Origin of the sequence: Streptomyces uncialis (genome assembly GCF_036250755.1) — a bacterium.
In the GTDB taxonomy this organism is placed as follows: Bacteria; Actinomycetota; Actinomycetes; order Streptomycetales; family Streptomycetaceae; genus Streptomyces; species Streptomyces uncialis.
The window spans coordinates 3,550,697-3,574,065 of record NZ_CP109583.1 but is presented as its reverse complement, the minus strand read 5'-3'; the positions used below and the strand labels follow the sequence as shown (position 1 = coordinate 3,574,065).

General features: G+C 73.0%; 18 protein-coding genes and 1 pseudogene. 8 read left to right on the top strand and 11 right to left on the bottom strand.

Translation table 11 applies throughout. The annotated features are described in order from the left end of the window. Entirely contained in the window at nt 1-2,349 is a 2,349-nt protein-coding gene (locus OG711_RS14535; protein WP_329559434.1) for a TOMM precursor leader peptide-binding protein, read from the bottom strand. Between the two features lie 232 nt (nt 2,350-2,581). Further along, entirely contained in the window at nt 2,582-2,770 is a 189-nt protein-coding gene (locus tag OG711_RS14530; protein ID WP_073784350.1) for a hypothetical protein, read from the bottom strand. A 318-nt stretch (nt 2,771-3,088) separates the two neighbouring features. Here OG711_RS14530 and OG711_RS14525 point away from each other — a divergent pair, with 318 nt between their 5' ends. Beyond that, complete coding sequence (locus OG711_RS14525) at nt 3,089-3,898, top strand: AfsR/SARP family transcriptional regulator (RefSeq protein ID WP_329559433.1); 810 nt, start codon at nt 3,089-3,091, stop codon at nt 3,896-3,898. Between the two features lie 296 nt (nt 3,899-4,194). Continuing rightward, on the top strand, nt 4,195-4,605 hold the full coding sequence (locus tag OG711_RS14520) for a nuclear transport factor 2 family protein (RefSeq protein ID WP_329559431.1): 411 nt from the start codon (nt 4,195-4,197) through the stop codon (nt 4,603-4,605). A 113-nt stretch (nt 4,606-4,718) separates the two neighbouring features. Here the strand turns inward: OG711_RS14520 and OG711_RS14515 are convergent, their stop codons facing one another. From OG711_RS14515 to OG711_RS39230, 4 genes and pseudogenes are all read right to left on the bottom strand, one after another. Continuing rightward, entirely contained in the window at nt 4,719-6,293 is a 1,575-nt protein-coding gene (locus tag OG711_RS14515) for an alpha/beta hydrolase (protein ID WP_073784357.1), read from the bottom strand. Nucleotides 6,294-6,749: 456 nt separating this feature from the next. Further along, nucleotides 6,750-7,925: a glycosyltransferase gene (locus OG711_RS14510; protein ID WP_329559430.1), complete on the bottom strand. Its 1,176-nt coding sequence runs from the start codon at nt 7,923-7,925 to the stop codon at nt 6,750-6,752. Nucleotides 7,926-8,103: 178 nt separating this feature from the next. Beyond that, nucleotides 8,104-8,769, bottom strand: a complete 666-nt coding sequence (locus tag OG711_RS14505) for a methyltransferase (protein ID WP_456341297.1) — start codon at nt 8,767-8,769, stop codon at nt 8,104-8,106. 81 nt (nt 8,770-8,850) lie between these two features. After that, a pseudogene (locus OG711_RS39230) lies at nt 8,851-9,078 on the bottom strand (methyltransferase family protein); the annotation flags it as partial. Nucleotides 9,079-9,407: 329 nt separating this feature from the next. On the opposite strand from OG711_RS39230, the gene OG711_RS14500 reads away from it, so the two are divergent. From OG711_RS14500 to OG711_RS14475, 6 genes are all read left to right on the top strand, one after another. Then, complete coding sequence (locus OG711_RS14500) at nt 9,408-10,436, top strand: methyltransferase (RefSeq protein WP_073784362.1); 1,029 nt, start codon at nt 9,408-9,410, stop codon at nt 10,434-10,436. A 166-nt stretch (nt 10,437-10,602) separates the two neighbouring features. Continuing rightward, nucleotides 10,603-12,162, top strand: coding sequence for an FAD-dependent monooxygenase (locus OG711_RS14495; RefSeq protein ID WP_329563810.1), 1,560 nt, complete (start codon nt 10,603-10,605; stop codon nt 12,160-12,162). Nucleotides 12,163-12,190: 28 nt separating this feature from the next. Continuing rightward, nucleotides 12,191-13,150 (top strand): aromatase/cyclase, encoded by a 960-nt coding sequence (locus tag OG711_RS14490; protein WP_329559428.1) that lies wholly within the window; start codon nt 12,191-12,193, stop codon nt 13,148-13,150. Next, nucleotides 13,147-14,643, top strand: a complete 1,497-nt coding sequence (locus tag OG711_RS14485; protein WP_329559427.1) for an FAD-dependent monooxygenase — start codon at nt 13,147-13,149, stop codon at nt 14,641-14,643. Before OG711_RS14490 ends, OG711_RS14485 begins: the two co-directional genes overlap by 4 nt. Beyond that, the gene (locus OG711_RS14480; protein ID WP_266508416.1) at nt 14,630-16,156 is read left to right on the top strand and encodes an FAD-dependent monooxygenase; all 1,527 of its coding nucleotides are present in this window, start codon (nt 14,630-14,632) and stop codon (nt 16,154-16,156) included. The genes OG711_RS14485 and OG711_RS14480 overlap by 14 nt, the downstream gene beginning before the upstream one ends. A gap of 68 nt (nt 16,157-16,224) precedes the next feature. Beyond that, a complete protein-coding gene (locus OG711_RS14475; RefSeq protein ID WP_073784369.1) occupies nt 16,225-16,962 on the top strand; it encodes an antibiotic biosynthesis monooxygenase family protein in 738 nt (245 codons plus the stop codon). Nucleotides 16,963-17,041: 79 nt separating this feature from the next. On the opposite strand, the gene OG711_RS14470 is transcribed toward OG711_RS14475, so the two are convergent. From OG711_RS14470 to OG711_RS14450, 5 genes are all read right to left on the bottom strand, one after another. Further along, the gene (locus OG711_RS14470; RefSeq protein ID WP_329559426.1) at nt 17,042-19,021 is read right to left on the bottom strand and encodes a hypothetical protein; all 1,980 of its coding nucleotides are present in this window, start codon (nt 19,019-19,021) and stop codon (nt 17,042-17,044) included. Beyond that, nucleotides 19,018-19,353 carry a 4Fe-4S dicluster domain-containing protein gene (locus tag OG711_RS14465; protein ID WP_073784374.1) on the bottom strand — a complete coding sequence of 112 codons (336 nt, stop codon included), beginning with the start codon at nt 19,351-19,353 and terminating at the stop codon, nt 19,018-19,020. Before OG711_RS14465 ends, OG711_RS14470 begins: the two co-directional genes overlap by 4 nt. Before the next feature lie 73 nt (nt 19,354-19,426). Further along, nucleotides 19,427-20,221 (bottom strand): DUF3050 domain-containing protein, encoded by a 795-nt coding sequence (locus OG711_RS14460; RefSeq protein WP_073784376.1) that lies wholly within the window; start codon nt 20,219-20,221, stop codon nt 19,427-19,429. A gap of 183 nt (nt 20,222-20,404) precedes the next feature. Continuing rightward, a complete protein-coding gene (locus OG711_RS14455) occupies nt 20,405-21,907 on the bottom strand; it encodes a glutamine synthetase family protein (protein ID WP_329559425.1) in 1,503 nt (500 codons plus the stop codon). Next, the gene (locus OG711_RS14450) at nt 21,907-23,328 is read right to left on the bottom strand and encodes an amidase (RefSeq protein ID WP_329559423.1); all 1,422 of its coding nucleotides are present in this window, start codon (nt 23,326-23,328) and stop codon (nt 21,907-21,909) included. The genes OG711_RS14455 and OG711_RS14450 overlap by 1 nt, the downstream gene beginning before the upstream one ends. Nucleotides 23,329-23,369: the final 41 nt, after the last annotated feature.

Here is a 23,369-nt window from a genome sequence, read left to right as displayed (position 1 = left end):
TCACAAAAAAAGCGACACCGGATTGAGTTCGTCGCGCCGCCGCGGCCGGCCGAGCCGTCCGAGCGCCACCGGAGCGTCGTACAGCCTGCCCGGACCGAGCCTCGCCCAGAAGTGCCGCAGACCGGGAACGATCACCTTCATCACGGGAATGCCGACGTCGGGGCGGGTCTGGTCGAGCACGAGCAGCTCCATGCCCCGCTCCCGCACCAGTTCCTCCACCGCCTCGACGTCCGCGCGCAGATCGTCGCGGCGCCGGTACGGGTGGGTCCCGGGGACGGTGGGCGGCGCGGCCGGATCGGGGCGCAGATACGGGTGGCCGACGACGGTCGCCTCCGACCACCAGGTGGCGAGATCGGCGGGGACACCCGCCGCGTACCGGCCACCGGCCGTTTCCGGGCCGGGCACGGCGGGCAGGAACTGGCCGAGCTCCGTGACGGCCCGGCGCAACGCGACCCGGGGGTCCGGGTGCGCCCCGAAGCCGAGCAGGATGTCCTCCGCCGCCCGGCCGGTCCCGTCCGCCCTGTCCGCTCCGTCCGTCCGGTCCGTCCGCCGGGAGACCGCGGCCACCACCGGGACGCCCAGGTCGGAGGTGACGTCGAGCGCCCACAGCTCCCGGCCGAGCGCGCGGTACGTGCCGCGCAGCGCGGCGAGCCACGGCTCGTCGAAGGCGTCCAGGTCGACGGCCGGATGGCGGGTGCGGTTGTACCACCACAGGGCCACCGCGTCCCGCTCGACCAGTTCGTAGAAGCCCTGGAGCAGGGCGTCCTCCGGACTGCTGCCCGCGGCCTGCCCATTGGAGTCGGCGACCAGCGCGCCGGGCGGGCCGTCCGGGCAGGCGTCGAAGTACAGCATGGACGTGGGCAGCAGCCGGTGCCTTTGGTGGGTCAGCGACCAGACGGGGGTCCACTCCACCGGCTCGTGCTCGTCGAAGGGCAGCGGCACCTGGTGGAACGCGCCGTGGGCGGCGTTCCATCCGTCGCGCTCGCGGAACTGCCAGTCGGCGAAGAGCTGGATGTCGTCGGGGTGGACCGCCTCGTCACCGAGCGCGGCGTAGGTGCCCAGCCGGACGGCCTCGTCCCCCTGCCGGGTCGCGGAGTAGCGCTCGACGGCCTCGCACAGCGCGCTGACCCGGGCGTCGGTGTCGGTGAGGCCCTTTCCGCCGCTCATGCTCCGCAGTCCGCCGCGCAGTTGGGACAGGGTGCGCGGGGCGAAGGCCGGGTTCCAGCCGGAGAGATACGCGTGCACGCCGTCGGGCAGCGACGGCGGCCGGCGCAGATCGGACACCACCCCGGTCACCCCGCTCACCAGGTGCCCGTGCGCCGCGAGCATCTGCGCGGAGGACAGCGCGCGGTCGCCGCCCCGGTGGTCGGCCTTGGCGCGCGAGCGCGGTACGACCGGCTGCCAGGCCCGTGCCGCGACCAGGCCGTCGTCCCCGCACGCGGGGCACTGGGGGCGGCGGCTCAGCGGGTGGAGGGTGCTCCCCTGGGTCAGGGTGTCGACGACGCACACGGCCGACTGGTCGGGGCCCCGGACCCCGGCGAGCCACTTGACCGCCTCCAGGGCGGCCCGGTGCAGACCGAGCAGCCGGGTCGCGGGGAGCGAGGTGGCGGGCCGTGCGACGGGGCCGCTGAGCCCGAGCGCGTTGCGCAGCGGCTCCTCGGCGCGGCGGTGCAGCCGCAGCCGCTGCGCCAGACAGGACCAGCACGGCCCGTCGGGACGGAACACCGGTCCGACCCGTACCTCCACCCCGTACGGGTCCGCGAGCAGCCAGGGGCGGCCCAGCGCGCGGTGTTCCGCGTCGATACGGGCGAGGCCGGGGTCGAGGTAGTCGTCGCACAGCACCAGACCGAGGGCGGCGGGCCCGGTGTCCTCACCGGCGACCAGCAGTCCGGCGGCCCCGCAGGCCGAGCGGGCCTCCGCGAGGTCCGCCCGGCCCATGGTGACGAGGTCCACGGGCGATCCGGACACGGTGGCCTCGGTACCGGGGCCGTCGAGCCCGGCCAGCTCCCAGTACGCCTGGGCGGCACGGGCGTTGTCGTGCGCGCGGGGGGTGGCACCGGCCGTCGCGCCCGTGTCGACCCGGCCGATCAGTCCGGCCCGGTCCAGCTCGTCGAGCGCGCGCCGGGCGTCCTCGGCGGGCACCTCCCGGGCCGCGTCGCGGAGCAGCCGCGGGAGGGTGCGGGTGCCGTCGAGCAGCCGGGCCAGCGCCGGTACGTGCGGGCCGTGCAGGGCGATGACCCGGCGGGCGGACAGCAGGTACACGGCCTCGCCGGGCACCACCTCCGCCCGCAGATGGCGGCGGAAGCCGATCCGCGGGCCCTCGTCCGTGCCGGCGTCGCCCGTGTCCATCGGGTTCCCCTTCTGCTGGCTGGCTGGCTGGCTGGCTGGGTTGGCTGGGCGGGTTGGCCGGGTTGCCGACCGGCGACCGCTCACCGGCGACCGCTCACCGGCGACCGGCGACCGCTCACCGCCGACCGCCGACCGCTCGCTCGTGGTGCGGCGGTCGGCGGTCGGCGGTCGTGCGCGGGGGTGACCGGGTGCGCGCCGGTCGGTCAGCGGTCGGCGGTGGCGGTCCGCGCCGTCAGTGGTCCGAGGTGCCGGAGCGGCTCAGCAGCGTCGGCAGCGCGAGCGCCGGGGCGGCCGTCCAGTCGAGGTACTCGATCGTGACGGCCGGTGCGGCGGTGCCGCCGTCACCGGTGGACCGGAGGCCGTCGGGGCCGGCGGAGGTGCTGGAGGTCCGGGCGTACCGCGTGCTGGTGTGCGTGTTCATCCTGAATGCCCCTCTGTGTTCCATGTGGCCGGTGTGCCAGTAGATTTTCCGGTGCGCTGTGCCTGCGTTCCGATGCCGCGGCGTGTCCGCGTATCGCCGATTCCCGGCTACTGGGGTGTGGCCGGATCGACGCTCGATTCTGGGCCGCACCGGCTCGAAGGGGAAGTGTGTCCGTCACCCTCCGACCATGAGGAATTCATGGTCGCAACCGTGAGAGGCTCCCTGGCCCACATGGCACAGGGGGCGCAGGATCACCACTGGCTCATGCGACGACACCCGCCGGCCTCCGACCGGAGGGAGCGAAGGGGACTGAGCAATATGGAGATCAACGTACTGGGACCGCTGACCGCTCACGAACGCGGGGTGTCCTTGGTGCCGAGTGCCACCAAGCCCCGTCAGATCCTGGCCGTGCTGGCGCTGCAGACGGGCCATGTGGTGACGGTGCCCACCCTGGTCGAGGAGGTCTGGGGCTCCGACGTCCCGCGCAGCGCCGCGACCACCCTCCAGACGTACATCCTTCAACTGCGCCGCAACATCGCCGCCGGGCTCCGGGGCGAACCGGGCCGCTGTCCCAAGGACGTGCTGGTCACGCAGCACGGCGGCTATCTGCTCGACATAGGCACCGGCCGGGTCGACGCGCAGGAGTTCGACGGCCTGGTGCGGGCCGGCCGGTCCGCCTACGCGCGGGACGACTTCGCGTCGGCGTCCGACCTGTTCGGCCGGGCCCTGGACCTGTGGCGCGGACCCGCCCTCGTGGACGTGCGCGTCGGCACCGTGCTCGAACTGGAGGTCCTGCGGATGGAGGAGAACCGGATGGCCGCGCTGGAACGGCGCATCGACGCCGATCTGCGGCTCGGCCGGCACCGTGAACTCGTCCCCGAGCTGCATGTCCTGACCGCCCGGCACCCCATGCACGAGAACTTCTGCGCCCAGCTCATGCTGGCACTGCACCGCTCCGGCGGCGCTTGGCGGGCGCTGGAGTCGTACCAGCGGCTGCGCAAGGCGCTGGTCAGCGAGCTGGGCCTGGAGCCGTCGCAGAACCTTCAGCGGCTGCACCGGGCGGTGCTCTCCGGTGACCCGCAACTGGAGCTGCCCGAGGCCGTCGCCGACCGCAAGGGCGGGCGCTGACGGCCGCCGCCCGCACCGCGGACTCCCCGGGGACGACCGGCCCCGGCAGGCCCGACCCCCACGGTCCACGGTGCCTCCGTGGTCCCGTACGGGCCCGCTCAAGTCCCGTTCGAGCGCGGTTCGAGGCGTACTCGACCGGCTCTCGACGGGGTGTGTTGTAGGGATTGAGCAATACGGGAGAAGCTCGGCCGCTTCCGGGAGGAAGCGAGCCGTTCCGGTGAGCCTGCGCGGCGCTGTGCCGCGCGACGGGCCCGGGACGGTCGGACCGGTGCTCACCGAACTACGGAGGAAATGCCATGGCGGAGCATTCGCCGGCGGTGACGAAGCGTCTGTACGAGGCGCTGGACCGGTGCGACCTGGAGGCGCTCGTCGGGCTGTGCGACCCCGCGGTCGAGGTCGTCGCGCCCCCCTCGCTGCCCTGGGCGTGCGGCACCCGCACGGGTCTGGTCGGTGCCGTCGACTGCTTCACACGCGCGTTCGGGATGCTGGAGCGGACCCGCTTCTCCGTCACCGAGATGCGGCCCACGGGCGACGACCGGATGACCGTCGTCGGGAACTGGTGGGGCCGGGTGCGGGACACCGGCCGTGAGTTCGACGTCCGCTTCGTGCATCTGTGGACGTTCCGCCACGGCATGGTCGTCAAGGCCGAGGTCATCATCGACAGTGCCGGCATCCTGCGCGCCTTCGAGTCCGGAGCGGGCCCGTAGCAGGGACGTACCCCCACGTCCGGGAACCGGACGCACGACGGCCGTGGCCGCGGCGGGCATCTCGCCCGCCGCGGCCACGGCCGTCACTGTCGTGCCCGTGCCGGTGCCGTGCCTCAGCCGAGGCCGGGCGCCGCCGCGAGCGGGGTGGGGGCCGACGGCTGCGGGGGCGGGCTCGCCTCGCAGTGGGCGTCCGGGCCCGCCGCCGAGGACGGCCGGGTGCCGTTGCGCAGATAGTCGGCGACGTACGTGTTCATGCACTGGTTGGCGTTGCCCGTGAGGGACGTACCGTGGAAGTTGCCGCCGCGCTCCAGGACGAACCGGGAGTCGGGGAACCGCTGGTGCGTCTCGTGGGCGCCGGCGACCGGGGTCGCCGCGTCGTTCTCCGCCTGCACCAGCAGCATGTTCACACCGCTCGCGCCGACGTTCTGCTTCTGCCGGGGGAGCGCGGTCACCGGCCAGAAGGCGCACGGCGCGTTGTACCAGGCGTTGTGCCAGGTCATGAAGCGGAAGCCCTCGCCCTGCTGGCGGGTGTGGTCGGTCTTCCAGCGCTGCCAGTCACGCGGCCAGGCGGAGTCACGGCACTGGGTCGCCGCGTACATCGCGTAGGTGTTCTGCGCGCGGTAGTCGCCCGGCATGTGGTTGTCCCGCAGCCCCGCCGGGTTGCCCCGCAGCACCCAGTCGGCCAGCACCTCGGCGTGGTAGCTCCAGATGTAGGTGCGGTAGCCGTTCACGATGAAGATGTCGTTGTACTCGGCCGGACCGATCTTCCCGTCGATCGGGGCGGCACGGAGCTTGTCCATGCCCTTGTAGTAGTTCGCCTCGACCTCCGCCCGGGTCGCGCCCAGGTGGTACACCGAGTCGTGCCGGGCGATCCAGTCGAAGTAGATCTCGGCGCGCTTCTGGAACGCCACGTTCTGGTCGAGGCCGCCCTGGTACCCGACCGTGCTCGGCCGCACCACACCGTCCAGCACCATCCGGCGCACCCGGTTCGGGTACAGCGTGGCGTAGACCGAACCGAGGTACGTGCCGTACGAGTAGCCGAGGTAGTTGATCCGCTCCTGGCCCAGCGCCCGGCGGATCAGGTCCATGTCGTGGGCCATGTCCTTGGTGCCGAGGTGCTTGAGCGAGGCGCCGTACTTGCGGCTGCAACTGTCGGCGAAGGCGCGGGCCCGGTCGAGCCATTCCCGCTCCTGCGCGGCCGTGCGCGGCACATAGTCCGGCCGGGCCTTCGCCGGGTACAGATAGTCCGGGTCGCAGGTGATCTTCGGCTCGCTGGCCCCGACCCCGCGCGGGTCGAAGCCGATCCAGTCGTACGTGGAGCCGACGTCCTTCGGCAGTCCGGTGGTGCCGTCGGCGAACCGGGTGGGCAGGTCGCGCCCGATGGTGCCGGGCCACTGGCCGCGGTTGAGCAGTACGGCGCCCTGGTACTTCTTCGCCGGCGAGGTGTGCTTGGCCCGCGTCAGTTCCAGGGTGATCTTCCGGCCCTCCGGCCGGCTGTGGTCGAGCGGCACCTTGAGCGAGCCGCACTCCAGCCCCATGAGGTAGTCACCCATGAGCGGGTCGTTGGCCGGACAGGGGGCCCACGCGATGGTGCCCACCCGCGGTCCGGCCGGCGCCTCCTGGGGTATCACCACCTGTGCGCCCACCAGGACGGCCGCGGCCGCCGTGATCACGACGAATCTCTTCATTCATACCCCCGTGGTCGAGCGCGGGCTCGTCGAACGAGTCCGGACAGCAGAAAGTAGGCGTGGGGGGTGGCGCGAAGACAACCATGGGGGTACGTGGCCTGTCCAATCGCAACAGGCCATCTTGGAAGCCGAGTTGTCGCCATCCGTCGGGTGGCGGGTGGGCCGCCGGAGGCCCGGCCCGGCCGCGGACCGGCGAAACCGCTGTGACCAGGCATGCCGGTTGAGTGACATCGGTACGGTCGCCGCCGGTCAGGGGGGCGGGAGCGGGGTGCGGGGCCGTCGGGGGCCGGGTGCCTTTCGAGCCATCCCGGCCCCGGTCGCGGTCGGGTTCCCTGCGGGCCGGGTGATATCCCCCACACACAGAACCGGCCGCTCAACTCCGTTGGGGGCGAACCGGATCGCGTCGCGCACGAGGTATGTGGCGTGTGCTCACAGCGGTGTTCGTCAGCAGGCGGCTCAACTCGTTCCGGATACGCGCAGGTTCTCCATCATTCCCACCACCTCGGCGGGTGTCGGGAGCCCGGCGATCTCGTCCGCGAGGTCCCTGGCCCGGCGTGCGTAGCCGGGGGTGCCGAGGATCTCCAGGCAGCCCGCGGCGACCAGCTCGCCCGGGTCCTCGTCCGGATGGTCGTCCGGTGTCACGGTCAGGGCCGCACCGGAGCCGGTCAGGGCCGCGGCGATGAGCCGCGTATGGGTGTTGGGGGGCATCAGCAGCTGCGGTACGCCCGCGGCCATGATGGTCATGGCGGTGGTGGCGCCCCCGTGGGTGACCGCGAGATCGCAGGTGGGGGTCACCGCGTCGAGCGGGAGCCATCCGATACGGACGCCCTCCGGCAGGGCGCCGAGCCGCTGGGCGACCTCCTCGGGCGCCGCGATCACCACCTCGGCCCCCGCCCCGGTCAGCCGGTCCACCAGCAGCCGCAGCGAGTCGCCGGGGAGCATCAGGAAGTGGGTGCCCGAGGTGATGAGCACCCGGGGACGGTCCACCGGGCGGGTGTACATCCAGCTCTTCAGCCTGCGTTGGGGGTTCCTCGGGATGAACCGCATCGGCTGCGCGTCCGGCGCCCCGGGCGGGCGCAGCGAAGGCGGGCAGACATCGATGAACAGATCCGGCTCCGGTAGCCTGGCCGACCCCAGGCGTGCCAGCTCGGGCCGCAGCCCCTCCTCGGCCCCGACGTCGATGCCGGTGACCGGGATCGCCAGGTACTCGGCGTGCCGGACGTACGGGACCTTCAGGCGGGTGGCGAGCAGCCCCGCCGCGTAGCTCATCGAACTGCCGACGACCAGGTCGGGCGGCCAGTCCTCGGCCAGCCGGTACAGGGTGTCCAGCTCGGCGACGGCCATCCGGGCCAGCCCGTGGCCGGTGGTGGTCAACTCGGCTTCGGTGTCGGGGCCGTGCGCGTCGTTCGGGGTGTCCGAGGGGGCGTCGCCCGGGTCGCCGGCCGTCATGAAGTGCCGGATCGTCTCGGGCAGGACGGAGACCGTGGGCACCCCGATGGCCTCCGCCGCCTCCATCAGCGGCTCGTTGGTGGCCAGCAGGATCTCGTGACCGGCGTTCTGCGCGGCCGTCACGAGCGGGGCGACCGCGGAGAGGGTCACATGGCTGCCGGTGATGAGGAACAGGATCTTCATGGATTTCGGGCGCTTCCCGTGAGACGGCGAGGGCGGCGGACGTGGTGGCGGACGTGACGCACGCGTCTGACGTGATGGACGCGTCGGGCATGACGGGCCTGCGGCGGCCCGGCGCGGGCCGTTCGACTGCGTGGGATCGGCAGTCGAACGGGCCCGCGCCCGGCCGGGTGCCGCGCTCTCAGCTCGGACGGCTCTCGATGATGAAGTGCCCGGACGGGCTCTCGCCCGACGCCGAGACGGTCAGCCCGGCCTCCGCGGCCAGTACCCGGAACTCGTCCAGGCTGCGCGGCTTGCCGCCGGTCATCACCATCAGCAGCAGCCCGCCCTTGCCGGCCGCCCGGTCGGCGGACACGCCGCCGACCACGACGACCCGGCCGTTCGGCGCGGCGGCCTCGGCGCACCGGGTGAGCAGCCGGGTGGCCTCCTCGTCCGGCCAGTCCAGCAGCACGGACTGGATCAGATAGACGTCGGCCCCGGCGGGGAGCGGTTCGAAGAAGCTCTGCGGCGCGACCGTGGCGCGGTCGGCCACCCCGGCGGGCCCGAATATCTCCCCGGAGCGGGCGACGGTACGGGGCAGATCGACCAGGGTGCCGTGGACATGGGGCCGGGCGCGCAGGATCTCGGCGAGCATCGCGCCGGTGCCGCCGCCGACGTCCACGACATGGTGGACGTCCGCCCAGTCCCCGTCGTGCACGAGGACCGCCGGGTCCGGCACATGACGGCCCTCGACCATCATCGAGTCGTAGCTCTCCGCGAGGCCGGGATGGGCGTCCAGGTCCTCCCAGAACGGCAGCCCGAAGACGCCCTGGTAGGTGGGGCGGCCACTGCGTACGGCGTCGAGCAGCCCGGTCCAGGCACCGGCCAGCCGGCCGCCGTGGCCGTCGAGGTTGAGTCCGCCGCGCAGCGGGCCGGGCTCCAGGAAGACCCGGGCCGCCTCGTTGAGCGTGAACTCGTCCTCGGCGGGCTCCTCGAAGAGGCCGTTCGCCACGAGACGGCGCAGCACCCGGGCCAGTGACTCACCGTCGCAGTCGGCCCGCCGGGCCAGTTCGCCGACCTTCGTGACGCCGTCCGCCATGTGCTCGGCGACGCCCAGGGTCACCACCACGCGCACGCACCAGGGGGTCGCCAGATCGCTCAGCGCCCAGAGATCCACATTGTCCGACACTTCTTGCCTCCAAGGTGATTGGGGCCTGCCCGTGTCAAGACAGTAGAGAGGGGGACGGCGGCGTCACCACTGAATGCGGGAATGCGCGTTCAACCGGGACCGGAAACGCGTTCAACCGGTGACAGGAATACGCGTTCAACCGGTGAGCGGAATGCGTGTTCAACCGAGGTGGGAATGCGCGTCCGGCCGGGGACGGTAACAGGCGTTCAACCGGGGAGCGGTGGGAATCCGGAAGTTGTGGGCGGGAACCCGCCGACCTATCGTCGGCAACCTGAGGCCGACAATTCCTCAGGGCCACGAATTCCGGAGGTATTCCCATGTCCGCAGTGCCCGCCGCACGGGACCAGTCTGCCGCGTACTCGTTGCTCGATCTGATCCAAGGCTCGGTGATCACCCAGGCGATCTCCGTCGCGGCCAGGCTCGGCATGGCCGATGTGCTCGCCGAAGGGCCGCTTACCGCCGAGGACATAGCCAAGCGGGTCGGCTCCGACCCCGACGCGACGTACCGGCTGCTGCGCACGCTCTCGGGCTTCTCGGTGTTCGCCGTCCAGCCCGACGGCCGGTACGCGCTGACGCCGATGGCCCAGGCGCTGAGGGAGGACGCGCCGGACTCCATGCGCGGCCTCGCCATGCTGATGGGCCACCCGCTGCACTGGGAGGAATTCGGTCATCTGATCTCCTCCGTGCGTACCGGCGAGGCGAACCTGCCGAAGCTGCGCGGCAAGGGCGCGTACGAATTCCTCATGTCGAACCAGGAGTACGCGGCGGAGTTCTTCGGGGGCATGCGCAGCATGTCCGAGTCGGAATGCGACCCGGTCGTCGCGGCGTACGACTTCACCCCGTTCCGCAGGATCGTGGACGTCGTCGGGGGGCGCGGCACCCTGCTGTCCACGATTCTCGGGCAGGCGACCGGGGCCCAGGGCATCCTGTTCGACCAGGAGGCCGCCACCGCGGACGCCCCGGCGGTGCTCACGGCGGCCGGTGTCGCGGACCGGGTGACCGTCGAGAACGGCGGCTACTTCGACAAGCTGCCGGTGGGCGCGGACGCGTATGTGCTGAAGCACATCCTGCACGACTTCGCGGAGCCCGACTGCGTCCAGATGCTGAAGAACGTCCGGGAGGCGATCGCCCCCGACGGGAAGATGCTCGTGATCGAGTACGTGCTCAACGAGAACAACGAGCGGCACTACGGCAACATCATCGACCTCTGGCTCCTGCTGCTCCTCGGTGCCAAGGAGCGCACGCTGCCGCAGTACACCGAGCTGTTCGCCAAGGCGGGCCTGAAGGTCACCAGGTCGATCGCCACCACCTCCCCGGTCTCGATCATCGAGGCGGTCCCCGTCTGAGACCCGCCGGCCCGGGTCCCGGGGCCCACGGCCCGGCTCCCGTCGCCCGGTACCTGGTGCTGAGCGCCGGGCCCCGGGACCCGGCGCCGGACCCCACCGCTCGTCAGCCCCGCCCGCATGCCCCCGCGCATGCCCCGCTCGAAGCCGAGGACAGGAAGTGGATGTAGTGGACACGGATGTGATCGTTGTCGGCGCCGGGCCCACGGGGCTGATGCTCGCGAGCGAGCTCCGGCTCGGCGGCGCGGACGTCATCGTCGTCGAACGGCTCGCCGAGCGCAGCTGGGAGTCGCGCGGGATCGGGTTCACCGCGCGCGCCGCCGAGGTGTTCCACCAGCGCGGACTGCTGGAGCGGCTGGAGAACACCGAGATCACCCGGCAGGGGCACTTCGGCGGGCTGCCGGTCGACTACGGGGTGCTGGAGGGCTCGCACTTCGGGGTCCGCGGCGCACCCCAGTACAAGATCGAGGAGATGCTGGAGAAGCGGGCCCTGGAGCTCGGGGTGTCCGTGCACCGCGGATTCCGGGTGACCGGGCTGGCCGACACCGGGGACGGCGTCACCGCGACCGTGGAGGGGCCCGACGGCCGTGCCGAGTACGCGGCCCGCTATCTGGTGGGCTGCGACGGCGGCCGGAGCACCGTCAGGAAACTCGCGGGCTTCGGCTTCCCCGGCTCCGACGCCACCCGCGAGATGTATCTGGCCGACGTCAGCGGCTGCCGTATCCGGCCCCGGCCGATCGGTGAACTGCTGCCGAACGGCATGGTGATGGCGGCCGGTCTGGAGGAGGGCTTCTTCCGCATCATCGTGTGCGAGAACGGCACCCCGCCGGACAAGGACCGGCAGGCCGGCTTCGCCGATGTGGCGGACGCGTGGCAGCGGCTCACCGGCGAGTCGATCCACGGCGGACAGGCCCGCTGGGTGAGCAGCTTCACCGACGCGACCCGGCAGGCCGCCGAGTACCGGCGCGGCCGGGTGCTGCTCGCCGGGGACGCCGCCCATATCCATCTCCCGGCCGGCGGCCAGGGGCTGAGCATCGGGGTGCAGGACGCGGTCAACCTCGGCTGGAAGCTGGCCGCGACGGTTACCGGCCGGGCCCCCGAGGCCCTGCTCGACACCTACCACAGCGAGCGGCACCCCGTCGGTGAGCGGGTCCTGCGCAACACCCGAGCCCAGGGCACGCTCAACCTCAGCGGCACCCCGGCCGCACCGCTGCGGGACGTGATGTCCGAGCTGATCGCGCTCCCGGCGGTGGCCCGGCATCTGTCCGGCATGGTCAGCGGGTTCGACATCCGCTACGACGTGGGGGAGCGGGGCCACCCGCTGGCCGGTGCCCGGATGGCCGACCGTGAGCTGGAACTCGCCGACGGCGGCACCGACCGGATCGCGCGGCTGCTGCACCCGGCGCGCGGCGTCCTGATCACCGCCGACGGCTCCGGGGGGACCGGCCGGACCGCCGAAGCCTGGGCCGACCGCGTCGACGTGGTGCGGGTGAAGAGCTTCCCGGCCGGACCCGAGGAAGGACCGGCCGCGACGGAGTCGGTGCTGCTCCGCCCCGACGGACACGTCGCCTGGGCCGCGCCCGGCGGGGGCCGCCTCACCGAGGCGCTGGAGCGCTGGTTCGGCCCGGCAGGCAGAACCCCCGGCACCGAGGCCGCACCCGGCACCTCCGACACCGCGCCCGATACCGGCACCGCCTCCGGTCCCCAGCAACTGACTTCCGCCGGTTAGCCGTTCCGTGACGCAGAGGAGAAGAATCGTGACTACGAGCGCGGTCCGTGCCACGGAGCACACCGTGGACGTCGCGGCCCCCGCCGACCAGGTGTACGCGTTGATCGAGGACGTCGGCGGGTGGCCGGAGGTCTTCCCCCCGACCGTGCACGCCGAGTGCGTCGAGCGGACCGGGAACGCGGAGGTGATCCGGCTCTGGGCGACCGCCAACGGCACCGCCAAGACCTGGACGTCCCGGCGCGAGCACGACCCGGAGCGCCGGAGCATCACGTTCCGCCAGGAACGCTCCCAGCACCCGGTCGGCGGCATGGGCGGGGAATGGGTGGTGGAGCCGGTCTCCGCGACCGCGTGCCGGGTCCGGCTGCTGCACGACTTCTTCGCGGCGACCGACGACCCCGCCGACCTCGACTGGATCAGCCGGGCCGTCGACCGCAACAGCGGCTCCGAGCTGGCCGCGCTCAAGACCCGCGCGGAACTCGGCGGCCCGGACCAGCTGATCACCTTCGAGGACTCGGTGACCGTCGACGGCAGCGCCAAGGACGTCTACGACTTCCTCAACGAGGCCCAGCGGTGGGCGGACCGGCTGCCGCACGTCGCCCGGGTGGAGCTCACGGAGGACACCCCCGGGCTCCAGACGCTGGAGATGGACACCAGCACCAAGGACGGCTCGGTGCACACCACCCGGTCCGTACGCGTGTGCAGCCCGCACCGCGCCATCGTCTACAAACAGCATGTCCTGCCCGCGCTGATGACCCTGCACACCGGCCGCTGGCTGATCGAGGAGCGTGCCGGAGCGGGCGTGTCCGTCACCTCGCGCCACACGGTGCGGATCAACACCGAACGCGTTCATGAGGTGCTCGGCCAGGACGCGGACGTGCGTACCGCGCGGGAGCTGGTCCAGAAGGCCCTCAGCGGCAACAGCATGGTCACGCTGCTCGCCGCGAAGGCCTTCGCCGAGGGCGCCGCCGGCGGGCGCACAGGGCCGTGACCCGCCCCCCGGCGACCCCACCCGTCGCACCGGCCCCATCGCCCGTACCGCCCGTACCGCCCGCCCCGGTCGTCGTCGTGGGCGCGGGACCGGTCGGACTGCTGCTGGCCTGCGAACTGCGGACGGCCGGGGTGCCGGTCGTCGTCGTGGAACGGCTGGCGGAGCCGATGACGGAGTCCCGCGCGAGCCAGCTCACCGCGCTGACCGCCGAACTGCTGCACGAGCGCGGGTTCGACGCGCTGCTCGCCGAGGCCGCCCACGAACCACGGGCGCACTTCGGCGGGCTGGGGTACGACCTGTCCGCCCTGGACAGCCCGTACGCGGGCAACTGGAAGGTGCCCCAGTACCGCACCGAGGCGTCCCTGGGACAACGCGCCGCGGAACTCGGCGCGACCGTGCTGCGCTCGACCGAACTCACCGGACTGACCGAGGGCCCGGACCACGTCCTGTGCGAGGTCCACGGCCCCGCGGGCCCCCGCCGGATCGAGGCGCGGTACGTGGTCGGCTGCGACGGCGCCAACGGCGCCGTACGCAGGCTCGCCGGGTTCGCCGTCACGGCCACCGCGCCGACCAGGGAACTGCTGCGCGCCGACGTGACCGGCCTGGCCGTCCGCGACCGGCGCTTCGAGCGGCTGCCCGGCGGGTTCGCGGTCGCCTCGACCCGCGACGGTGTCACCCGCGTCATGGTCCACGCCACCGGCCGGGCCGTCACGGCACGCACCGGGCCCCCGGAGTTCGCCGAGATCGCGGCCCGGTGGGAGCGGGTCACCGGCGAGGACATCTCCGGCGGTCGGGCCGTCTGGCTGGACGCCTTCGACAACTCCACCGCGCACGCCACCGCCTACCGCCGGGGCCGGGTGCTGCTGGCCGGTGACGCCGCCCACCACCATCTGCCGATCGGCGGCCAGGCCCTCAACACCGGCCTCCAGGACGCCGTCAACCTCGGCTGGAAGCTCGCCGCGACGGCGCGCGGCCTGGCGGCCCCCGGACTGCTGGACACCTACCACGACGAACGGCACCCGGTCGCCGCGCGGGTCCTCGCCCATGTGACCGCCCAGGAACTCCTGCTGCTCGGCGGCTCCGGGGCCGAACCGCTGCGCGCGGTCCTCACCGAGCTGACCGGCCTGGACCGGGTCCGCACCCATCTGGCCGCCGCCGCGTCGAACCTCGGCGACCGCTACGGCCCGCCAGGACCCGGGCTCACCGGGCGGCGCGTCGCGGGGCTGCGGCTGCGGACAGCCACGGGCCCGCTGCTCGCGACGGGCCCCGGGCCCGTCCTCCTGACGCTCGCGCCCGGGGCGGCCGGCCCCGGCCGGTTCCCCGTCCCGGTGCTGCGTGTCATCGACGAGTCGGGGTCGCTCCCCGGCATCACCACCGTCCTCCTGCGGCCCGACGGCTATGTCGCCTGGGCCGACGACAGCGAGGAAGACCTGGACCAAGCCCTCGGGAAACTGCTGCATCCGGAAGTGAGGAAGCGAAATGCAAGGCTTTGATGCCGATGTCATCGTGGTGGGGGCAGGCCCCACCGGGCTCATGCTCGCCGGTGAACTGCGCCTGGCCGGAGTACGGACCCTCGTGCTCGACCGGCTGGCCGAGCCGATGAGGCAGTCGCGCGCCCTCGGCTTCTCCGCCCGCACCATCGAGGAGTTCGACCAGCGCGGGCTGCTGCCCGGCTTCGGTGAGCTGGCGACCATACCCGTCGGCCACTTCGGCGGGCTGCCCATCGACTTCCGGGTGGTGGAGGGCGGTTCCTACGGCGCGCGGGGCAAGCCCCAGTCCCTCACCGAGGGTGTGCTCAACGGATGGGCCACCGGGCTCGGCGCCGAGGTCTACCGGGAGCACGAGGTCACCGGGCTCACCCAGGACGAGGACGGCGTCACCCTGGACGTCGTCACCCCGGACGGCACCAAGCGGCTGCGGGCCCGCTACGCCGCGGGCTGCGACGGCGGCCGGAGCAAGGTCCGCAACCTGGCCGGGGTCGACTTCCCCGGCACCGACCCGACCCTCGAACTGTGGTTCGCCGATGTGGCCGGCCTCCAGCTGCGGCCCCGGTTCTCCGGCGAGCGGGTACCGGGCGGGATGGTCATGGTGCTGCCGATGGGCCCCGAGATGAACCGGGTCGTCGTCCATGAGCGCGGCGGCGAGCGGCAGGGCGACGGCCCGCCGTCCTTCGAGGAGGTCGCCGCCGCGTGGAACCGGCTCACCGGCGAGGACATCAGCGGCGGCAAGCCCCTGTGGACCAGCTACACCACCGACGCGAGCCGCCAGGCCGCCGAGTACCGCAAGGGCCGGGTGTTCCTGCTCGGTGACGCCGCGCACATCCATCTGCCGGTCGGCGCCCAGGGCATGAGCGCGGGCATCGGTGACGCCATGAACCTCGGCTGGAAGCTCGCCGCCGCGCTGCGCGGCGACGCCACCACGGAACTCCTCGACACCTACCACGGCGAGCGGCACCCCGTCGGGGCCCGCATCCTCGCCAACACCCTCGCCCAGCGCATCCTCTACCTCAGCGGCGACGAACTGGACCCGATGCGCGAGGTCATGACCGAGCTGCTGGCCTACGAGGAGGTCCAGAAGCTGCTCGTCGGCATGGTCACCGGCCTCGACATCCGCTACGACGTCGGGGCGGGCGGCCACCCGCTGCTCGGCCGCCGGCTCCCGGACACCGAACTGACCGGCGACTTCGCCCCGTCCGGCACGGCGAACGCCTTCCAGCTGCTGCACGCCGGACGCGGCTTCCTGCTCGACCTGCGCGACGACGAGGAACTGCGCGCCGCCGCCGCGCCGTGGACCGGCCGGATCGACGTCGTCACCCCCAAGTCCCGCCCCCAGGGCGCCCTCGCGGACGTCGAGGCGGCGCTGGTACGCCCCGACGGCTACCTCGCCTGGATCGGCTCCGGCGGCTCCGGGACGGCAGGACTGACGGACGCCCTCGGCCGCTGGTTCGGCGCGCCGGGCGACCACGACCGGACCCAGGCCCCCGCCGCGGCGGGCGCCCGCCCGTAGACCGGGTCCGCCCCTTCCCGCCCGGCCCGCGACCGGTAGCGACCGAAACCAGAGGATGCGAGGAGAGCATGCCCTTCATCAACCCCGAGAACGGGTATCTGACCGTCATCAACCTGTTCAAGACCGACCTGCCGGAACGGGTGGACACCCTCGTCGGCGAGATGCGGTCGATCGTCGACACCGCGGCCTTCCCCGGCTGGGTCTCCAGCACCGTCCACCGGGGCCAGCAGAAGATGGGGACCGCGAACTTCATCCAGTGGCGCGGCACGCAGGACCTGGAGTCGCGCTACCAGGACGACGAGTTCAAGCACCGCACGGTGCCGGTCTTCCATGAGATCTCGACGTTCATCCGGCTGATGCAGACCGAGGTGGAGGTCGCCCAGCGCCACCCCTCGCTCGGCGACGTCACCGAGATATCGCCCGACCGCGACGACTACACGGTCATCGAGGTCCTCGGCGTCGCGTCCGCCGACCAGCGCGCGCTGATCAGCACCCTCGGCTCGGCCCACGACTGGCTGGTGGACGTGCCGGGCTACCGCTCGCAGAACGTGCTGCGCGGCATCCGCTCCCGGGGCACCCTGGACGGCGCCCTGACGGCCTTCGGCAAGGACGACGACTTCGTGGTCGTCTACTCCCAGTGGGACGGCCGGGAGTCCTACGAGACGTTCCGCACCATGACCGAGGACAAGCAGCCCGACGCGCGCCGCAGGAACCGGGCCAAGCGCGACTCGCTGACGACCGCGGCCGACTGGAACGCCTACCGCGTCGTCCACACCCGGTCCGCGCCGCAGCCCGCCGGGGTCTGACCACCTCACCCGGGGCATACGCCAGGGGCCCGCCGACCGTTGTGGTCGGCGGGCCCCTGGCGTATGCCCCGGCCGGGCGCTACCCGGCGATCCGGTCCCAGTGCCACTGGCTGTCGAACGTCCCGATCTCGACGTCCGCGCCGTCCGCGACCAGCGCCGCGGCCAGGCTCGTGGCCTTCGCGACGAACCCCGAGGCGCGGTGCGCGGCCAGCAGGTCCTGCTCGTCGAACGGCTTCCCCTCGCAGCGCAGCAGCCGCAGATCGACGAACCCCCCGAACGTCCGGCCCAGCACCTCGACCGCCTGCGGACTGCGGATGCTGAAACGCACCTTGGCCGCGACATGCCCGTGATGGTGCTGGTCGGAGTGGTACGCGATGTCCGGCAGCGTGGGCGGCACGAAGTAGTCCCGGGCCTCGACCTCGGGCACCTTCGGCAGATTGCCGACCAGGAAGTGCCACGAGTTGTACTGCATCCGCGCCGACATCGACCACGCCATGTCGGCCAGATGCGCCGACGAGTCCCCGAAGTACCGCCGGGCCCCGGGCGCGGGCACGACACAGCAGAAGAAGTGCGGGGTGTCCCACTCCGCGATCCTCGGCCACTCCTCGGCCCGCAGCGCCGCGACCAGCGCCGTCAGCGACCGCATACCGCGGCTCATCGCGAAGTCGGCGGCGAACACCTCCGTCGCCGCGGACACCGTCTCGTGCACCAGGGACTCCAGGCCGCTCCCGTAGCCCCCGTGCGGCTCGGCCAGCCAGCCGGGCGCCGCCCCGGCACCGGCGGCCAGCCCGTCGAACGTGTCACCGTCACCGACCGGCAGCCGCTCGCGCAGCCGCGCGCACAGCTCCGCCTCCAGCCGCCGCGCACCCTCACCGGGAGCGCCGGCGACCCGTTCGACCTTGTGCATCAGCGGGCCGTGGATCTCGCGGTAGAGCTGGACACCGGCCGTGACCTCCCGGCGCCGCCGCCCGAGCGCCTCCGCCAGCCCGGCCAGGTCCGCCGCCCCGGCCGAGGCCGCGGGCGCCACCCGGGTCCCGCCCGGCACGCCCTCGTACGCCCGGCGGGTGTGCTCCAGGAGGTGGGCCACATGGTCGGTGGTGAGCTGGGTGCCGTTGGCCTCCTCGATCCGGGCGAACCCGGCCGAACGCACCAGCAGCGTCAGGCACACCACCATCCGCACATCGCTGTCCGACCACAGGTCGAGCGGGACCGGCGCCAGACTGCTGAGCGCGCAGTCGGGATGCCCCGGCCACAGCGTCTTGCCCGTCAGCGTGTTCTGGTCCCGGAAGTTGGTGTACTGCCGGTCCCCGGAGTACAGCACGAAGGGCGCCGTCCGCAGGGCCGCCTCCTTCAGCCGCTCCAGCATCTCGCGACGGCCCTCCGGCCCCGCCTGCGCCAGCCACTTCCGGCAGTCGGCGTCCGACTCGCCCAGCCGCTCGGCGCCACGCAGCGAAGCGGCCCGGTACTCCGCGAGATCGCGCCCGGACCACGGCACGCGCAGCACACCGCCGACCAGTTCCTCCCGACCGGCCAGCGGCTCCTTCGACGGGACCCGCACCACGACCCGGCCGCTGGTGTTCAGCCCGATCTCCCCGAGGAACGCCGTACCCGCGGGATGCTCCTCCCCGGTGCCGGTGCCGGTGCCGGTGCCGGTGCCGTCCGCCGGACCTGTACGGACCGCGGAGCCGGAGCCAGTACGCGAGCCGCCACCGGCACCCTCCCCGCCTCCGTGCCCCGCCGCCCGCCACGTCCGCCCGAGCAGGACGTCCAGCGCGCACTCCTCGGGCGCGGGCAGCGCCCGCAGCTGGACGTCCGCGGGCACATGCCCGTCGAGCGTGAGCAGCACCTCCACCGCCGAAGGCAGGTCCGCCGCGGCCGACGCCCGCTCCCAGGTCCGCTTCAGCAGCCCCGGGAACCCGGCGTCGTCGGCCACCACGTAGTCCGGCTCGGGCGCCGACCCCGCCCGCCGGCCGAGCCGGCTGGGCCGCCGGCTCTGCCGGGCCTTCGCCATCGCGGCCTTGCGGGACAGTCCCGCGTCCCGCTCGGTGGGCAGGGTCATGGCGCAGCTCCTTCGGCGGTCAGCTCGATGTGGTCCCACATCCGGTCCCCGGTGGGCGACCACTCCTCGTCCACATAGATGCAGTCGACGGGGCAGACCAGCACGCACGCGGGGCAGCCGGAGCACAGCTCGGGGACGATCACGACATCGAGTCCGCTGTCGAAGATCGCCCCGAACTCCGGCGGGCAGTTGCGCAGGCACAGGTCGCAGGTGATGCACTCCGACGCCTCGATACGACGTGGCGCCTTCTTCCAGTTGTCACCGCGGGAGCGCTCCGCGATCCGCTCGGCGCGCCCGGTGCCCGCTGTGGATGTGTCCTTGTCCCTCGGCATGTCGTGCTCCTCAGCTTCCTGGCGTCCCGGGCCCGTGCCGCCACGGGCCCGGGACGCGTCGAATCAGGTCCGGTCAGCGGGAGCCCTCGGGGAACGCCCCGAGAATGCCGTCCCACAGCCGGATCCGGGCCGCGAGCGCGACGTTGATGGTCTCCTCGCACTCCGCCCACTTGCGCTCGTCGTCGCCGCACAGATCGGCGAGCATCTGCATCGCCATCGGGGTGTGCTCCTCGGCGTCCACCTGGATATGGCGGCGGAGGTAGTCGACGAACGTCGACAGCTCGGCGTGCTCCGCGCCCAGCGCGGCGACCTGGTCGAACATGTCGGGGATCAGGTCCTCGCGGCTGAACGCGAAGGCCGCGGCCTGCCGGTGCGTGGGCGCGTTCTCGATGAACTCCCAGGTCGTGGCGACGAACTCCGCGGAGGGTTCCGGCACGCCCGCCTCCTTCAGCGACGGCAGCACCGGCCGCCCCTCGCGCAGCAGCGCGATGAAGGAGTCGACGCGCGCGGTGTCGGCGCCCGCCTGCCGCATACCGTCGAGATACAGCTCGAAGTGGCTGATGAAGCCGTCGCCGAGCTCGTCGCTCTCCTCGACGAGGACGATGTCGTTGATGAGCCGGCGGCTCCCGGTGGGCCCGTCCGGCACCCACGGCACCTCGACACAGGTCAGGCTGCGCTGGAGGGACTTCAGCAGCGACATGAAGTCCCACACCGCGAAGATGTGGTGCTCCATGAACGTGACGACGGCTTCCTTGGTGTTCAGCTGGTGGTAGACCGGGTGGCCGATCACCTTCTGCCGGGCGGGCGCGATGGCCTGCTTGAGCCTGTCGATGCCGGGGTTCGTCTCGCCCCATTCGTACCGTGACATTGCTGTTCTCCCTCTCGTCCGGACAGTGCTGTGCGGTGGTGCGGTGGTGGTGCCTTGGGTGCGGTGGTGCTGGGGTGGTGCCGTGCGGTGGTGCCGGGGTGGTTCTGAAGGTGGTCCTGAGGTGGGGCCGGGGTGGGCGCCGGGACAGGACCGGGATGGGCCCGGGGTGGGTGGCCTGGGTGGTCAGAAGGCGTCGAAGTACTCGCGGTGCTCCCACTCGGTGACGTCGCCGGGGGGCGGGCGCTGCGCCTCGCACCACGCGTCGAACCGCGCGAGCTCGCTCTCCTTCAGCTTCGTCAGACAGGTCTTGAGCGGTGCGCCGAGCAGCTCGGTCGCGCGGTCGCTCGCGCGGAACGCGTCCAGCGCCTCGCCCAGCGACACCGGCAGCGCCGGGTACGCGGGCCGGTGCGCGGCCGGGCCCGCCACGATCCCGGCGTCCATCCCCGCCAGGCCCGCGTGCAGCTGGGCGGCCATGGTCAGATAGGGGTTGGCGCACGGTTCCCCGATCCGGTTCTCGGCGTGCGTCGAGCTGCCGCCGCTGAGCACCCGGACCATCACGCTGCGGTCCTCGTAGGCCCAGTCGACCGAGGTGGGGGAGAGCGTGAACTCCGGTGCGAGGCGCCGGTAGCCGTTCACCGTCGGCACGGACAGCAGACAGAACTCCCGGGCCCGGGACAGCAGTCCCTCGACATACGCGGCGCCCGCCGGGGAGATCGTGTCCGGTCCCTCGCCCGCCGCGAACACATTGGCGTCCGTCTTCGTGCTCGCCACGGACTGGTGCAGATGCCAGCCGCTGGAGTCGAAAGCGTCCAGGCGCGGCAGCGTCATGAACGAGGCGTGGTGGCCGCGGCTGCGGCAGAAGCGTTTGATCTGGGTGCGCAGCAGCAGCATCGCGTCCGCCGCTTCCAGGGCGGCCATCGGGGCGAACGTCGTCTCCAGCTGCCCGGGTCCCGACTCGTGCTCCATCGTGCGCAGCGGCAGTCCGAGCGACATCAGCGTCAGGGCGAGCGGGTCCGCGATATGGGCCACCGAGTCGTACGACGCGTCGAGGTTGAACTGGTAGCCGGGGTTCACTGCCTCCACCGCCGGGGCGGCGCCCTGCCGGCCGAAGCCGTTGTCCGTGTTCCCGGGCGGCCCGCCCAGCAGCCGGGTGAGGTACCACTCGACCTCCAGCCCGACGACCGGCGCCAGATCCCGCTCGGCGTACGCGGCCAGCACCCGGCGCAGCACACCGCGGGGGGAGAGCGGATGCGGCGTGCCGTCGCGCAGGTACTCGTCGCCCTGCACCCACGCGGTCCGCGTCCCGGTGCCGGGCAGCACCTGGAACGTGCACGGGTCGGGGACGAGTACGAAGTCCCCCGCGCCGCGCAGTTCGTCCACGCCCACACCGGGGTCGGTGAGGAAGTCGACGGCGACGGCGTGCCCGGTGTCGAAGAGGAACGGTCCGGCGCTGAAGTCCATGCCGTTGCGCAGCACCGTGCGGAAGACCTCCGCGGGCACCGTCTTGGAGCGGGCCAGCCCGTGCGGGTCGCAGAAGACGACCCGGACGAGGTCGATGTCGTCCAGCTCGGCCGCGATCCGTTCGGCCGCCGCGATCCGGCGTTCGTCCCAGAGCCCGAACTCCGCGACGAACGAGGGGCGTCCGACCCCGCTCTCCTCGCCGGTCGGGGACCATGGTCTCGGCATCACGCTCGTTCTCCTTTCGTTTCCCGGCCGGGCGGCACCATCGCGAGGCCCAGCCCGGCCTCGACCCGGGCGGCGGCCGTGAGCACCAGCTCGTCGTCCCCCACCCGGCCGACCAGCTGGAGGCCGACCGGGAGCCCGCGGGACGTGAGACCGGCGGGCAGCGACAGGGCGGGCTGGCCGGTGAGGTTGAACGGGTAGGTGGCGGGCGACCAGGCGAGCCACAGCAGGTCGTCCGGGTCGGTGGCCCAGGGCGGGGCGATCGCGTCGGCGGCGAACGGCTCGGTGGGGACGGTGGCCATGGCCAGCAGGTCGTAGTCCTCCATCACGGCGGCCAGCCGCGCCCGCAGCGCCATACGGGTCTCCTCGGCGCGCGTCACCGCCGCGCCGCTCAGCGAGTGCCCGTACCGCACCAGCGCGAGGCGCCCCTCGTCGCACCACCGCTCGTCCTCCGGCGCCGTGCCGGCCGCCTCCGCCGCCGCGAGGACGTCCACCAGCGCGCCGTACGGGTCGGGGAACGGGACGTCGATCCGCTCGACCCGGTGGCCCTGCGCGGCCAGCACCGGCAGGGCCGCCTCGGTGACCGCGCGGACCTCGTCGGACGTCCGGGGGAACTCGATCCATCCGACGCGCAGTCGCGCGGGCTCGCCCGTACGGCCGGTGGGGGCGTGCAGCGAGTCCGGGTCGCGGGGGTCGGGGCCCGTCATCACCGCGGTCAGCACGGCGGCGTCGGCCACGCTCCGCGTGAGCGGCCCGACATGGGCCAGCCGGTCGGCGCCGGGCGGTACGTAGGGGACGCGGCCGAAGGACGGTTTGAACCCGACCACCCCGCAGAACGCCGCCGGGATACGGATCGAGCCCGCCCCGTCGGTGCCGACCGCCGCGGTGCACAGCCCCGCCGACACCGCCGCGGCGGAACCCCCGCTGGAGCCCCCGGCGGTCCGGTCGGGTGCCCAGGGGTTACGGGTGGGGGCGGCCACCCTGCTGACCGTGCTCGCGCTCCATCCGTACTCCGACGTGGCGGTCTTCCCCACCACGACCGCACCGGCCGCGCGCAGCCGGGCCACGGCCGGCGGGTCCGCGTCGGGGCGGCGGTTGGGCAGCAGCGAGCCCCGCGTGGTGGGCAGGTCCCGGGTCTGGACGAGGTCCTTCACCGCCACCGTGACGCCGAGCAGCGGCAGTTCGCGGAACGCGTCCTCGCCGAGCCGGGCGAGGACCCCGTCGGCGGCTTCCGCCTCGGCGATCGCCCGGTCGTCGGCGACCGCCACGAAGGCACCGAGGGCGGGGTCCGTCTCGCGGATGGCGGCGAGGACGGAGCGCACCTGCCCGGTGACCGTGGTGCGGCCCCGGAGAAGGGAGTTCCTGGATTCATGGAGGGAAGGGGCGGCCGGCTGTCTCGTGATCTCGGTAGTGGTGACTGGCACGGCACCACTACAAGGCAGGGACCGAATGTCCGGCAACCGAG